Annotated in this window: 18 protein-coding genes; 2 read left to right on the top strand and 16 right to left on the bottom strand. The window is 37.2% G+C overall.

All coding sequences use genetic code 11. The features are described from left to right. The 16 genes from RLO81_RS02880 to RLO81_RS02805 all read right to left on the bottom strand — a co-directional run. Window positions 1-2,109, bottom strand: a 2,109-nt coding sequence (locus RLO81_RS02880; protein ID WP_350106959.1) for a TonB-dependent receptor, incomplete at its 3' end; no start/stop codon positions are given. 168 nt (window positions 2,110-2,277) lie between these two features. After that, complete coding sequence (gldC, locus tag RLO81_RS02875; protein WP_350106956.1) at window positions 2,278-2,616, bottom strand: gliding motility protein GldC; 339 nt, start codon at window positions 2,614-2,616, stop codon at window positions 2,278-2,280. A gap of 77 nt (window positions 2,617-2,693) precedes the next feature. Further along, complete coding sequence (locus tag RLO81_RS02870) at window positions 2,694-3,353, bottom strand: 3-oxoacid CoA-transferase subunit B (RefSeq protein ID WP_350106953.1); 660 nt, start codon at window positions 3,351-3,353, stop codon at window positions 2,694-2,696. Between the two features lie 2 nt (window positions 3,354-3,355). Then, on the bottom strand, window positions 3,356-4,057 hold the full coding sequence (locus tag RLO81_RS02865; protein ID WP_350106950.1) for a CoA transferase subunit A: 702 nt from the start codon (window positions 4,055-4,057) through the stop codon (window positions 3,356-3,358). Beyond that, on the bottom strand, window positions 4,054-4,989 hold the full coding sequence (locus tag RLO81_RS02860; protein WP_350106947.1) for a bifunctional riboflavin kinase/FAD synthetase: 936 nt from the start codon (window positions 4,987-4,989) through the stop codon (window positions 4,054-4,056). Before RLO81_RS02860 ends, RLO81_RS02865 begins: the two co-directional genes overlap by 4 nt. After that, a complete protein-coding gene (gene truB, locus RLO81_RS02855; protein ID WP_350106944.1) occupies window positions 4,986-5,654 on the bottom strand; it encodes a tRNA pseudouridine(55) synthase TruB in 669 nt (222 codons plus the stop codon). The genes RLO81_RS02860 and truB overlap by 4 nt, the downstream gene beginning before the upstream one ends. Beyond that, complete coding sequence (locus RLO81_RS02850; protein WP_350106942.1) at window positions 5,654-6,451, bottom strand: undecaprenyl-diphosphate phosphatase; 798 nt, start codon at window positions 6,449-6,451, stop codon at window positions 5,654-5,656. Before RLO81_RS02850 ends, truB begins: the two co-directional genes overlap by 1 nt. Continuing rightward, window positions 6,452-6,661, bottom strand: a complete 210-nt coding sequence (locus tag RLO81_RS02845; RefSeq protein ID WP_350106939.1) for a DUF3098 domain-containing protein — start codon at window positions 6,659-6,661, stop codon at window positions 6,452-6,454. A 3-nt stretch (window positions 6,662-6,664) separates the two neighbouring features. Continuing rightward, window positions 6,665-7,564 (bottom strand): cell division protein FtsX, encoded by a 900-nt coding sequence (locus tag RLO81_RS02840; RefSeq protein ID WP_350106937.1) that lies wholly within the window; start codon window positions 7,562-7,564, stop codon window positions 6,665-6,667. Between the two features lie 126 nt (window positions 7,565-7,690). Further along, entirely contained in the window at window positions 7,691-8,545 is an 855-nt protein-coding gene (locus RLO81_RS02835) for an anti-sigma factor (RefSeq protein WP_350106934.1), read from the bottom strand. 5 nt (window positions 8,546-8,550) lie between these two features. Beyond that, window positions 8,551-9,090, bottom strand: a complete 540-nt coding sequence (locus tag RLO81_RS02830) for an RNA polymerase sigma factor (protein ID WP_350106931.1) — start codon at window positions 9,088-9,090, stop codon at window positions 8,551-8,553. A gap of 112 nt (window positions 9,091-9,202) precedes the next feature. Further along, on the bottom strand, window positions 9,203-9,643 hold the full coding sequence (locus RLO81_RS02825; RefSeq protein ID WP_350106929.1) for a DUF2147 domain-containing protein: 441 nt from the start codon (window positions 9,641-9,643) through the stop codon (window positions 9,203-9,205). Window positions 9,644-9,740: 97 nt separating this feature from the next. Next, a complete protein-coding gene (locus RLO81_RS02820) occupies window positions 9,741-12,020 on the bottom strand; it encodes a sodium-translocating pyrophosphatase (RefSeq protein WP_350106926.1) in 2,280 nt (759 codons plus the stop codon). 135 nt (window positions 12,021-12,155) lie between these two features. Next, window positions 12,156-12,677: a hypothetical protein gene (locus RLO81_RS02815; protein WP_350106923.1), complete on the bottom strand. Its 522-nt coding sequence runs from the start codon at window positions 12,675-12,677 to the stop codon at window positions 12,156-12,158. Continuing rightward, window positions 12,670-13,200, bottom strand: coding sequence for an acyl-CoA thioesterase (locus RLO81_RS02810; protein ID WP_350106962.1), 531 nt, complete (start codon window positions 13,198-13,200; stop codon window positions 12,670-12,672). The genes RLO81_RS02815 and RLO81_RS02810 overlap by 8 nt, the downstream gene beginning before the upstream one ends. 12 nt (window positions 13,201-13,212) lie before the next feature. Beyond that, the gene (locus RLO81_RS02805) at window positions 13,213-13,836 is read right to left on the bottom strand and encodes a protein-L-isoaspartate(D-aspartate) O-methyltransferase (protein ID WP_350106919.1); all 624 of its coding nucleotides are present in this window, start codon (window positions 13,834-13,836) and stop codon (window positions 13,213-13,215) included. Window positions 13,837-13,986: 150 nt separating this feature from the next. Between RLO81_RS02805 and RLO81_RS02800 the strand changes: the two genes are divergently transcribed. Then, the gene (locus RLO81_RS02800; protein WP_350106916.1) at window positions 13,987-14,244 is read left to right on the top strand and encodes a hypothetical protein; all 258 of its coding nucleotides are present in this window, start codon (window positions 13,987-13,989) and stop codon (window positions 14,242-14,244) included. Continuing rightward, window positions 14,245-14,816: XRE family transcriptional regulator (locus RLO81_RS02795; RefSeq protein WP_350106914.1), on the top strand; the 572-nt coding region annotated here is incomplete at its 3' end. It lies immediately after the preceding gene.

The following is a 14,816-nucleotide window of genomic DNA, read 5'->3' as shown; positions in this document are numbered from 1 at the left end:
TAAAGATCCTGTTCCAGCCTGTGCGTTTTGCAGGCTTGTTAGCGTATAAACCTGATTAGTTCTAAAATTGAACTGATCAACTAATGCAGGATTACTTCCAACTAATCTTCTCGTTACTACATCGAGATTGATATATTGATCTTGCGTGGTTGGGATTCTAAATCCTCGTTGAAATGAAGCCCTGATATTATGGTTTCTGTCAGATCCGAGACTGTAAACTGTTGAAATTCTTGGAGAGAACTGACCATCAAAATTTTCATTCTTGTCATAACGAACTGAACCGGTTAGATCTAAACGTTCGTCAAAAACTGATTTTTTAACTTGTACGTATCCGCCCCATTCTGTCATATTAAACTCATCACCTGAGTCAATATTTTCCAATGCGAATAATGTACCGTCTGATTTAAGATCATAGATTCTGTAGTTACCACCAACAATAACCTCTGCAAAATCAATTTTATCAGCAAAATTGTACATACCCTCTACTTGATAAAGTGAAGTGTTGTCTAAGAATCTGGCTCCACCCTGTGATATTGGGGTATTACGAATTCTATCCTCAGCATCTTTAAACTCTTGACTATTGGGGTCTAGTCTTTGGGTGTTAGCTCTTGCGAATGCATGAGCAGCTTCTACAGACTGACCAGCAGACCGCGCACCAGCAAAATTACTAAAATAATCAGGTATGTAAGTTTCAACATTTAGTATTGATGCTAAAGTATTGGCTGCATAGCTATCTCCTGAATCTTCTTGTGTAGTATAAGCTCTGACATAGAAGTTAGAACCTCTCAATTCTAATTTACCTGTCCAAATAGAGAAATCATCCAAAACGAAACGGTCATTTGCTGTATAAACAGTACTACCGAAACCAATATTGTATTGTCCGATCAGTTCTAAGTTATCATTTAAGCGATAATGCAATCCAGTTCCTAATTTCAAACTTTCAGTTGTATTATCTACAAGTTCTTCTTCAGTCCATCCTAGTGGAGTGAAATTACCTGCAGCACCATCCGGAATTAGGGAGCGAATTGCAGCTATTTGTGCGCCTAATGCGCCACCACCAGCAATTATACCATCAGCAATGCTTCCTAAATTCACTCTTGGTTCACCGTAAACATTAACACCATCATAAGTTCTGTTTCCATCTCTATATCCTGATTGTGTTGGATCATACTCTGTACTTCTTTCGACCACTCCTGAAGAAAAGTCTCTATGATCAACCGCTCTAAAATCATTGGCTCTTAAATAGGACGCTGTTACTTTAAAAGCGAATTTGTTATTAAATGCTTTGGCATATCTGATGTCATAGTTATGGTAGGCAGACATATCATCATCTTCCTCATCAACGTGGTTTACACCTAATTTAGCGCTAGCACTCAGTCCTTGATATTCGAATGGGCTTTTACTATTCATTAGAATAATACCCTGAATGGCATTTGGTCCGTACAGAGCAGAAGCAGCACCAGGAAGTATCTCGACACTCTCAAGATCTAATTCGCTGATACCTACTATGTTACCAACTGGGAAGTTTAGACCCGGAGCCTGGTTGTCGATACCGTCAATTAGCTGAACGGTTCTTGTATTACCGTTTGCTCCAAAACCTCTCGGGTTGATGGAAGTAAACGTTAAACTTTGAGTAGATACATCAATACCTTTTAGTGTTTTGATGTTATCATAAAAACTAGGAGCAGCCGATTCCCGAATAGCTCTTATGTCCATTTTTTCAATGGTAACTGGAGATTCAAGAATACTTTCTTCCACCCTTGAAGCAGAAACAACTACTTCCTGTCCCAATAAAGCGGCTTCTTCCATTGGTACGTTAAGCGTAGCTCCACTTTGAGTAACTTCTACTTCCATGGTATTAAAACCAATAAAAGAGAATTGCAATGTGAAAGGAGGAGCCATTTCAACAGATAGATTATAGTTTCCATCCGGATCAGAAATAGTACCTATTACTTTTCCTTTCACAACGATATTTACACCAGCCAATGCTTCACCTGAATTGGCGTCAGTAACTTTTCCTGACACAGTAGTACCCTGTGCAAAGGTTATTCCATAAGCTCCCAGAATGAACAGGAGTAGGAATCCATACTTAGTAAAAATTTTCATCATATAATTTTTGATTTACATTAAATGAATTGAAAGTTGATTATAGTTTGTCAATTGGTTAAAAATTAGACCAATTAAATCTACAATAAAATATTGGAAATAGTAAGCATGCATACGATTTAAATGCTTAAATCGCCAGTAAATGGGAAATATGAAGGTTGGGAGGTAAGGCTACTGCGCTCCGAATTCTTTCTTTACGTGCTCTACCAGCTTTTCGCAAAGATCATTCATCTGCTGAGACATAAACTCATCACCTGTGCTATTTAAAACACTTTGGGCAAGACCACCGAGACAATCAATATAAAATCGTTTCATTTCATCTACAGGCATTTCTTTTGTCCATAGATCCATACGCATAGTATTTTTTTGCTCATGATCCCAAAGCGAAATGCTTATGGATTTTGTTTCATCCGGGTCTGAACTGCCTTTTTCTGATGCGTTCCATGTTATTTTTTCAGGAACGTTCTTGTCATCTAATTCTACGGTGAAATTTATTTCTGATTTCTTCATTGGTTAGTTGTGAGTCTTTAGTCGTAAGTCTTTAGTCGTAAGTCTTGAGTAGTTAGCCTTGAGCAGAAGATGATATGTTAATTTATTTTCATTTCAGGTATTTCACCTTCTATTATTAGTTTTCCTTCTGTTGCTGCTTTAATTTCTTCTACACTTACACCTGGTGCTCTTTCCAGCAGTTTAAATCCGCCTTCAGGGAGAACATCCATCACTGCCATATCAGTGACAATTTTTTTAACACACTTAATTCCTGTGATTGGTAAAGTACACTCTTTCAAAAGTTTGGAATCGCCAGAACGGCTCTTGTGCTGCATAGCAACAATAATATTTTCTGCTGATGCTACTAAATCCATCGCACCGCCCATGCCTTTCACCATTTTCCCCGGAATTTTCCAATTGGCGATATCTCCGTTTTCAGAAACTTCCATTGCGCCAAGAATGGTAAGATCAACATGTCCGCCACGTATCATCCCAAAACTTTCTGAGGAATTAAATAGCACAGAGCCGGGCATCATGCTTACTGTTTGCTTTCCGGCATTTATTAAGTCAGCATCCACATCTTCTTCAAAAGGAAATGGCCCTATGCCCAATAAACCGTTCTCAGATTGAAGAACCACATCTATTTTTTCAGGTATATAGTTAGCCACTAGTGTAGGAATACCAATTCCTAAATTAATATACCATCCATCTTGAACTTCCTGTGCTATTCTCTTAGCGATACCTATTTTATCTAACATGATTAATTTCTTTGAGTTACTGTGCGTTGTTCAATTCTTTTCTCGTAATTCTTACCTTCAAAAATTCTCTGAACGTAAATGCCTGGTGTGTGAATTTCATTTGGATTCAATTCACCAAGAGGAACTAATTCTTCCACTTCAGCAATCGTAATTTTCCCAGCTGCAGCCATCATGGGATTAAAATTTCTGGCAGTACCTTTAAATATAAGATTTCCAGCAGAATCGCCTTTCCAGGCTTTCACTAAGGAGAAATCTGCCTGAAGCCATTCTTCCATCAAATACTTTTTACCATGAAATTCTCTTACCTCTTTACCTTCAGCCACTTCTGTTCCGTAACCCGCAGGTGTAAAGAAGGCAGGAATTCCAGCACCTCCGGCTCTAATTCTTTCCGCCAAAGTTCCCTGAGGTATGAGGTCTACTTCCAGTTCGCCTGCAAGCAGTTGCCTTTCAAACTCTGCATTTTCTCCTACATACGAAGAAATCATCTTTTTAACCTGGCGTGTCTTAAGCATAAGCCCTATACCAAAATCATCGACACCGGCATTATTAGAAATACACGTAAGGCCTTTAACACCTGTTTTTAGTAAAGCTGAAATGCTATTTTCTGGTATACCGCAAAGGCCAAATCCGCCTAGCATGAGTACCGCATTGTCATAAATATCTTTTACTGCTTCATCAGCATCTTTAACTATTTTATTAATCATAGTGAATCATTTAGTATAGTTAATGCAATTTTTTTATCCAGTTCGAGTTGAAATTTGAGTGACTCAATATCCTCAAACTTCTTTTCTTCCCGGATCATCTTTTTAAAAGAAACTTTCAAGCTTTCGCCATAAATATCTTTATCAAAATCAAAGATATGAACTTCTATAGTTTTTGTTTTACCGTTTACTGTTGGTCTATAGCCTATATTCATCATTCCTTTGTGTTGTGAATGATCAATATTTACTATCACAGCGTAAGAGCCATCGGCTGGTATTAATTTATGTTTAGAATCTATTTCCAAATTGGCCGTAGGAAAACCAATAATTCTCCCAATCTTTTCTCCTTTCACTACTCTTCCGGTTATTGAGTAATCACTGCCGAGTAAATCACGCGCAATGTGTACTTCGCCATTGAACAATGACTGCCTTATTTTTGTGGAGCTTACACCTATGTGATCAACCTCTTGCTTTGAAATTTCTTCCACATCAAAGCCATATCTGGAAGAATTCGCTTTCAATTGCTCAAATCTACCTTCTCTGTTATTTCCAAACCGATGGTCGTAGCCTATAACTAATTTTTTGGTGGCAATGGTATCTACCAACACTTTTTGAATGAACTCCTCAGAACTAAGTTTTGAAAACTCCTTTGTGAAAGGAATACGTAAAAGGTGATCAATTCCTTGCTCTCTAAGCAATTCGGCCTTTTCTTCAAACGTATTTAAAAGCTTGAGTGTTGAGTCATCAGGATATAATACGAGCCGTGGGTGGGGCCAAAACGTTATTAAAACACTTTCGCCATTGTTTTTTCTGGCAATTTCATTCACTCTGGCCAGAATTTTTTGATGCCCAATGTGCACACCATCAAAAGTGCCGCTGGTTACAACTGCATAATCTAACGGTTTAAAATCTTCTAGTTTATGGTAGATATTCATTTAGACGTTAATTCTTCAATGGTTTTAGCATCATTAACATGATATTCACCAATTCTTGTTCTCCTTAATGAAGATAAATAAGCACCTACACCAAGTAACTCACCAAAGTCTCGGGCAATACTACGAATATAGGTGCCCTTGGAACAAATAATCTTAAAATGTATTACCTCGTCTTCAACCTTTAAAATATCAAATTCCTTAACCTCCACCTTTCGCGACTTTAGCTCCACTTTTTCACCCGCTCTGGCTCCTTTGTACGCTCGCTTGCCATCAACCTTAATAGCTGAAAAAGTTGGAGGTACTTGATCTATCAAACCTGTTAGCTTAGTTGCTGCATCTAAAATATCTTGATTTGTAATATGCAGTGTCGATTGGCTGTTTTCAATGTCAGTTTCAAGATCATAGGAAGGAGTGGTGCTGCCTATTGTAAACGTTCCAGTGTATTCCTTTTCCTGAGCCTGGAAGCTTTCAATTTTTTTAGTTTTTTTGCCAGTACATAAAATAAGCAGGCCGGTAGCTAAAGGATCAAGCGTACCGGCATGTCCTATTTTCTTTACCTTTAAATGATAACGCAGTTTCTTAACAACATCAAAAGATGTCCACTCTAATGGCTTATCGACCAGTAAAACTTCTCCGGGTTCTTGTGGTGTAGCATTTGGATCCATTAGAAAAGCGCAAATGATAAGGCTATTATAGCAACAAGAATACAGTAAATGGCAAAGTATATAAGTTTACCACGTTTAACGAGGTTAATCATCCATGTGCAGGCAACCAGTCCTGAAACAAAGGCAGCGATAAAACCTATAACCATGGAACCTGTACTTTGCGAGTTTTCTGCAAGTGCTGGTGCCTCTATATAGTCTTTCACTTTTAATAAAGTTGCTCCTAGTATAGGTGGGAGAACCATCAAAAAAGAAAATCGTGCTGCTTTCTCCTTATCTATGCCCAATAGTATGGCCGTTGATATAGTTGCACCAGATCGTGAAATACCGGGTAAAATAGCAATTGATTGTGCGATACCTATTATGAATGATTTACTATATGTTAATTCTTTTGCCGTTTTGTTAGAATAATGAGTAAGTAGTAGAAGTATTCCTGTAATGCCAAGCATTGAAGCAACCAATAGAATATTGCCTGAGAAAAAAGACTCTACTTCCTTTTCAAAAAATACTCCCACAATACCTACAGGGATCATTGAAATAAGAATCTGGAAAATAAACTTTGTGTCGTCATTTAATTTAAACTCTAAGAGGCTTTTTAAAAGTTGCCAAATGGTTTTTCTAAACACAACGATAGTGCTAAGCGCTGTAGCGCCATGAACAATGATTGCAAAGAGTAGATTGTTTCCTGTTTCTACATTTAGCAGCAATGCACCTAGCTCTAAATGGCCGCTACTGCTAACAGGAAGAAATTCGGTAAGACCTTGTATAATGCCCAATACAAGTGCTTCAAGTGCCGACATTTATTTCTTGGGGGAGTAAAGAATTGCTGCAATTTCAATCAGGAATCCTATGAAAACCAGAATAGGCCCTAATGTTAACCCTAGAAACCCGAAGCCAAAAGGCTCAGAATCAGAGCTCATTACTATGAAGCCAATTACTAAAAGTGAGATGCCGAGAAGCATTAACTTATAATTCTGAGAGCCGAAAGGCATTTTATTATTTTTTTCCATTTGTTAGTAAAGTTCGTCTAATGACATTTTAAGATACTTTCTTACAGAGCGGTAAGTACTAAGTAACCCAATAATACCTCCGATAACGAGAAGAGAAGTAAATAAAATCAATATCTTGTCAGTTTCCTGAAGTGTTTCAAGATCTTGAATTCTGCTGTTGGCAAAATTCATTAAAAAGTAGAGTAAGGCTGAAGATAGTACACCAGCTAATACGCCATTAAAGATTGATCGAATTAAAAAAGGTTTTTGAATGAAGCCCGATGTGGCTCCAACTAATTGCATACTTCTTATTAAAAAGCGCTGAGAAAATAAGGCCAGTTTAATAGTATTATTAATAAGAATGATTACTACAATGAGAAGTACAAACGCAAACCCTAATAAGAATAAGGCTATTTTTGTCATATTTTCATTGATAGAATTAACCAGGTTTTCGATATATACTACTTCAAAAACACCACTTAATTTTTCCAGTTCTTTTTTTATGGTTTTCAAATTTGCAGTTTGCTGCTGATCCGGGTCAATTTTAACAATGTAGGCATCTCTTAGGGGATTTTCTCCTAAAAACTCCCTAAAATCTTCGCCCGTATCTTCGATAAACTGTTTTTCAGCTTCTTCTTTTGAAATAAAGCTTATTTGAACTTCTTCATTTTGCTTAGCTACATAATCTTTGGAAGAAAGCGTTTTGAAGACCTGTATTTTTTGATTCTGAGAAATATCTTTATTCAGATAAACCTGAATCTCAACGTTTTCTCTCACAATTTCTGATAGCCGGTTAGCATGTAAAATCAATAGGCCAAAGAGTCCAATGACAAAGAGCGAGAGCGTGATACTGAAAATGACACTGAAAGCAGGGTAGCTACCCAACTTCTTTTTCTTCCTTGATTTACTTTCTTTTTCGGCCATAATTTTAACGAGATCAAAAGTAAGTAAATTATTTTTTCTTCTCGATTTTCAGCAGCCATAAAAAACCCCTGAATGAAAGGCGGATCATCCAGGGGTGCACACTAAATAGAAAAAACTAACTTTTAACTATTGCCTTACAGACTCTAAACTCTTGATTAGACTAGGCTCAGTTAATTCTTTAAGTGCCTGGATATCATCTGAGTTTTGTTTAATATCATAGTAAGTCCCTTTATAGAATAAGTACAGAATTTTGCCTTCAGAAGAATTAAACTCTAATATTTCGTATAGTCCTTTATCAAATGAGCCAAACAAGTATAGCTTGCCATCTTTAAATTGATAATGGAAATCGTACTTCCTCTTACTGTCATCTACATGAATATCTATAGAAGAAGGTGCTATCGATGGCTTTTCTTCCAGGCCAGAAACTGGGGCTACTTCTTCATCTGATTCTTCATCTATTTCTAACGGCTCTACAAGTGTAGACTTATGTATTTCTGGTTTTCTTGTTTCAGTTTTAGATGTAGCCTTATCAGAAACACTATTTTTATTAGTTAAAGACTCTTTTTCCTCACTTTTAATTACATCTTCCTCTTTAATGTCGGAGGCGATATCAGAGTTTTTTGGAATAAGATTTTCGATAGGTTCAGAAATCTCTTTGGGCGCCAAAATCTCTTTTGATGCTTCCCTACCAGTTAATGCAAAGTAAGAAACAGTGGCAATTAAAGCAACACCACCTATGAAGGCGGCTAGCTTCAGTGTGGAAATCCCTTCGGTCGTACCACCTGAACCAACTGAAATAGCATCTAATTTTGCTTTCAACTCCGCCTTTCTGGCACTTTTGATACCCTCAACAATATCAGATTGTAAGTCAAATTCCTTTTTAAGACCGGGCTCTGAGTTAAGCCTTTTAATAAACGTCTCTTTATCAACTTCACTCAGCTCCCCATCAAAGTAGGCGTTAATTAATTCTGTATTTTTCATATATCTTAATCCAAAAAGTCTTTCTCTGAATACAGAGATTTGACTAATTCATCCAATTTTTGTTTGCACTTGTATTTCTTGGTTTTAGCAGTGTTTGTATTAGCAAACCCAAGCTTATCAGCAATGTCTTGCATTGATAAACCATCAAAATAATAATACATTAAAACTTTTTTACATGTATCACCCATTTGGTTAATACATTCATTTATCAATCTGGCTCGTTCAACCTTATCATGATCCTGATATTCAATCGAATCTTTCTCCTCTGAAGAAAGCCTTCTTTTTCTATCTAATTCTTTGCGCCACAAGTTTTGACATATACTATATATGTATGTACTTATTTTGGAAGTAAGGGTTAAATTTCCGCTTACTGACTTTTGCCAAAATACAACAAGAGCCTCCTGATAAATATCCTTCGCCTCTTGTTCTGTGCCACTATTTTTCATGACCATTTGGGTCATCATCCTGTAATACTTTTTATACAAGATTTCAAGAGCTCGTTCATCTCCTTTACATATCTTATCGAATATATCCTTTTCGTTCATGGAGCTCTTCGTTTTATACAATTTGTTTATTGGAGGTAACCAAAGTGTTTGACGTGATTCTGATTTTATCGTTTAAGCGGCAAATATTTAAGATATAGTGTAATATAAGCCTTTAATTGTAACGTTCCCATGTTTGGGTTCTATAGAAAAACCCCCAATAACCACGAACATATAGTTTACCATTTTCCAGCCAAATTTTACATTTATAAATTTTGCCTTCATCTGGCTTAAGAACAGTACCGCCTGAGTACTCATCCCCGTCTTTTTTAAGGTTTTTCATTATTTCCATACCAATAACCTTCTTGTTATACCTTGAATCATCAGTAGGGCATTTGTCACAAACAGGATCTGGGTCTAAACCTTCACGATCAAAGAGTTTTATAATTTTACCATGAATAGCACCTTCTTTTTCATAAATCTCAACAACAGATTTGGCTTCACCTGTTTCATCATCAATTGTTTTCCACTTGCCAGTACCATCTGTCTGTGCAAAGTCCGAAGAATAGCAGAATAATGCAATTAATAGTAGGGGGAGATGATTGATTATTTTCATAGTATTTAATCAAGTATGGATAAATATATTCAATTACCGATAAACATAAAAAGCCCCATCAATGACGGGGCTTCTATTTTGTTTATTTTAATACTTCTTAATTAGATGCTTCAGCGGTTATTTTTGTAGGTACCTTTTCATCTATAGGCGCCTCTGTAGATAATTCTACAATTGGTTTAGCAGCTTCCAATGCTTCTTTATCAGAACTTTCTCCATGACCTTTTCCACTTATCTGACCCAAGATAGGGGCAATAACCAGACCTACCAGACATGTTAATTTAATTAAGATATTCATAGATGGGCCTGAAGTGTCTTTAAATGGATCACCCACCGTATCTCCTGTTACTGCAGCTTTGTGGGCATCAGAACCTTTGTATGTCATTTCGCCATTTATCATTACACCAGCTTCGAATGATTTTTTGGCGTTATCCCAAGCACCACCTGCATTGTTTTGGAAAATAGCCCAAACAACACCCGAAACGGCAACACCTGCCATGTAACTACCTAATGCTTCTGGCCCCATAGCAAAACCGATAATAATTGGAGTAATGATGGTTATTGCTCCTGGCAGCATCATTTCTCTTAAGGCAGCTTTAGTAGAAATTTCTACACATTTACCATAATCAGGCTTACCCGTTCCTTCCATGATACCTGGAATTTCTTTGAATTGACGTCTTACTTCCATCACCATATCCATGGCTGCTTTACCAACAGATTTCATAGCTAAAGCTGAAAATACAACCGGAATCATACCACCTATAAATAAAGCGGCTAAAACATCAGCTTTGAATATGTTGATACCGTCAATTCCTGTGAAAGTAACATAAGCAGCAAATAATGCTAGTGCAGTAAGAGCAGCAGATGCAATGGCAAAACCTTTACCTACAGCAGCTGTAGTATTACCTACTGAATCTAATATATCTGTTCTTTCTCTTACTTCAGCTGGGCATTCACTCATTTCTGCCACTCCACCTGCATTGTCAGCAATTGGCCCAAAAGCATCAATTGCAAGTTGCATAGCAGTTGTAGCCATCATAGCTGATGCAGCAATTGCTACACCATAAAAACCTGCTAATTCGTAAGATCCCCAAATTGCAGCGGCAAAAAGTATTACTGAAGAAAATGTAGAAATCATTCCTGTAGCTAAACCTGCAATGATATTGGTGGCTGCTCCTGTTGAAGAGTTTTGAACGATATCCAAAACTGGTTTTTTGCCTAGAGCAGTATAATATTCAGTGAAGTATGAAATTAAATAACCTACACCAAGACCAACAAGAGTTGCATAGAATACATGTCTGCTTGGAATGTTAAATGTTCCTTCACCGAAGAACTTCATTCCTACAATAGTTTCAGGAAGCATCCAATCGATAAGAAACCAACCTGCAACAGCTGTTAATAAAATAGAGGTGATGTTACCTGTATTTAGTGCTCTTTGCACTTCAGCTTCTTTGGCTGAATTATCTTTTATTTTAATGAGGAACGTACCAATAATCGAAGAAATAATTCCTACACCAGCGATCATGATAGGAAGTAGGATGGGGCCCATTCCATTGAACTCTTCTATGACAAGTCCTGCATCTGCCATATCTTTAATGATGTAGTTACCCAACACCATGGAAGCCAATACTGTAGCCACATAAGAACCGAAAAGGTCAGCTCCCATACCAGCAACGTCACCTACGTTATCACCTACGTTATCGGCAATGGTAGCAGGGTTTCTAGGGTCATCTTCCGGGATGCCGGATTCTACTTTACCAACAAGGTCAGCTCCAACATCAGCTGCTTTGGTGTATATACCACCGCCAACACGTGCAAAAAGTGCGATTGATTCAGCGCCTAATGAGAATCCGGCAAGTGCTTCAAGAACTACTGTCATTTCATTGTAGAATGAATCTGCACCAGTAATGAATGAAGCAACGAATATTAAAAAGAATAAACTTAATCCTAATACAGCTAAACCAGCTACACCTAAGCCCATAACTGTTCCACCACCAAATGAAACCTTTAACGCCTGAGGAAGGCTTGTTCTGGCCGCTTCAGTGGTTCTTGCATTTGCTTCAGTTGCAATTCTCATTCCGATGTTACCAGCTACTGCCGAGAAAATAGCTCCTATTACAAAAGCAGGTACAATCATCCAACTTGTAGTTTCAACCACAGTGGAGATGCCAAACAATGCGATGGCTGCTATAACAACAAAAACAGCAAGTAATCTATATTCTGCACTAAGGAATGCAAGTGCACCGTCTTTAATGTTTTTAGAGATTTCCTGCATTTTCTCATTTCCAGGATTTTGTTTTTTTACCCATGACATTTTAATGAGCATGAATACAAGTCCCACAAGTGCAAGACCAATCGGTACGTAGATCAAATTATCCATTGATAATAGTTTATAAATTGTTTGATTTTAAATTGAAAAAGGGCAAAAAGCCCCTTCGCTAAAAGCGGCACAAATATAAAATAAGTAACCTTATTTTAAAACATTATCGCTAAAACATGCGTGATTCAGAGATTGTTATAAAAACAGCTTTTGCAGATTGCTCCAAAGTAACTTCTTTTCAGGAACATTATTTTGTATTTCCCGGAGACTGTTTGCTTTTTGAAATTTAATACCTTCTACGGTTTTTATTTCGTAATTAGATAACCCCGGGATATTTTCAAACTCTCCAAACAAAAGCACAATTGAACTATTAAAGTCTTTTAGCCGGTCAATTGAACATTCATTTTTGGCAAGATTTATTATGGCCACATCTTGCAAGGATAAACTAACGGCAGAAAGTATTTTAAGTAAAAACTGTTCGTCTTGATTCGAAATGTGTTTTTCAGCCGGATAATTCACCAAGATGATAATGTTTTTAGCGTTTTGGCCTTTAAACGATATAGGCCAGGTCTTCTCCATAACTTGCTTTTCCTTCTTTTCTGCTTCTTCGGTTTTAGAATACTCAGCATTGGGCCCCTGAGCCACTTTACGCTGAGCTTCATTTATAACATATAGCTCATCATCAAAAACATACTTTAGAAAGGCCTTATTATGCATTCTGCTTAAAGTCAAAAAGTGATTTTAATTCATTTGCTTCATTAGGTTTCATTCTGCCAGCCAACACTAACCGGAGTTGTCTTCTTCTTAGTGCCCCGGCATAGTACTCTTTTTCATCATCTGTTTCTGGCGTAGCTTCAGGCACATCAATAGGTCTGCCAGATTGATCAACGGCTACAAATGTGAAATAGGCAGAATTACTGGCAAATTTTCTACCGCTAGGGATATCTTCTGCCTCTACCTCAATTCTTACTTCCATAGAGGAACTGAAGGCTCGTGTTACTTGTGCTTTTAACGTTACCACATTACCTAATTGTATGGGTTTACCGAAAGACACGTTATCAACAGAAGCTGTTACAACAATTCTATTCGAATGCTTTTGAGCTGCGATGGCAGAAACAATATCCATCCAATGCATGAGACGACCGCCCATTAGATTATTTAAGGTATTCGTATCGTTTGGTAATACAAGCTCCGTCATGGTTACGTACGACTCGCTCACTTTCTTCACCTTTTTAGCCATCATTTTATAGAATTAGTTTTTCCAGCCCTGTTCGCCAAGCAAAGGTACAAAGCTGAAATAATCGAAAGTTTCTTTTTTGATTTTTTTATCCTCCTTCTTTATAATCCGCAGCATCTTTTGTTTTTGGGCATCGCCAACAGGAATTATTAAAATACCATCAATTTTTAATTGATTGATAAGGGCCGTAGGAACGGAGGGAGCACCTGCCGTGACAATAATTTTATCGAACGGAGCTTGCTTGGGTAAACCTTGAGAACCGTCACCAAAATAAAACTTGGGCGAATAGCCCATTTTAGGAAGAAATTTCTTCGTTCGTTCGTAAAGGTTTCTGTTATACTCTATGGTGTGTACCTCAGCACCCAACTCTAAAAGTACACTTGCCTGATAGCCTGAACCTGTGCCTACTTCCAACACCTTATCACCAGGCTTAATCTCCAGCTTTTCACTTTGAAATGCCACCGTATAAGGTTGGGAAATTGTCTGGCCTTCACCAATAGGGAATGCTTTGTCTTGATAGGCATGACCAACAAGCGCATTGTCGAAAAAATAATGTCTTGGGATTTTACCAATAGCCGCTAGCACCTGCTCATTTACAATTCCTTTTTCTTTGAGCACTCTTACGAGCGATCGCCTCATTCCTTTATGTTTATAGCTATCTTCCATTGCTAACTGCGAATATATAGTTTCAGGCTGTAAATCGGCATAAAAATACATATACTAAAATTATTAGCTTAATAATTTGCTTATTTCTGTATAATGATTGATATTGCTAATAAAATTAGCTAAATGAATTATAAACTAAGCTTAAAAAGCAAAAGACTAGTTTCAGGTAAGTGCCAGGTAAAGTTTGTGGTATCTGATAGCGAAACTGATCTTTTGTACGGTTATGTGCTCTCTGAAGCAGGTGCTACGCTTAAGGATGTGGTAGGTAAAATTGAAACTGAAGTAAAATTAACTCAAGGTTCAGACCAGATATATCATAATCATTTATATAATTTGCATTCGAAGCAGCAACCAAGAGATATTCTTATTTTTAAAAATTAGATGACACTGATTAGCGATAATATTAAGTTTTTAAGAAAGAAGATTGGTCTTACTCAAGAGCAGTTTGCAGAACGAATAGGTATTAAGAGATCATTGGTTGGAGCTTATGAAGAAGGTAGAGCTGATCCCAGGATAACGAATTTGATTAATATGGCTCAGGTCTTTGGTACGAGTGTGGATATTCTTATCAACAAGAATGTGATGAAGCTCTCTGATGCTGAATTAAATACTAGTAGTTATAAGCGTGGTAAAGAAGTTCTGGCAATTACCGTTGATTCAGATCAACGAGAAAATATTGAACTAGTACCTCAGAAAGCAGCAGCAGGTTATTTAAATGGATATGCTGATAGGGAATATATTGAAGAGCTGCCAAAATTCAAACTGCCAATACTTCCTGAAAATGTAACGTATCGTGCATTTGAAATAAGCGGTGATTCTATGTTGCCCATTTTACCAGGCACTATTATTATAGGCGAGTATATTGATGATATAAGGGAAATTAAGAATGGCAAAACATACGTGCTCGTAACCAAAACCGAGGGTATCGTATATAAAAGAGTATTTAATTACAT

The organism is Fulvivirga sp. (genome assembly GCF_040220315.1).
In the GTDB taxonomy this organism is placed as follows: Bacteria; Bacteroidota; Bacteroidia; order Cytophagales; family Cyclobacteriaceae; genus Fulvivirga.
The sequence above is the reverse complement of the archived record's forward strand: the minus strand, read 5'-3'. Positions and strand labels throughout refer to the sequence as shown.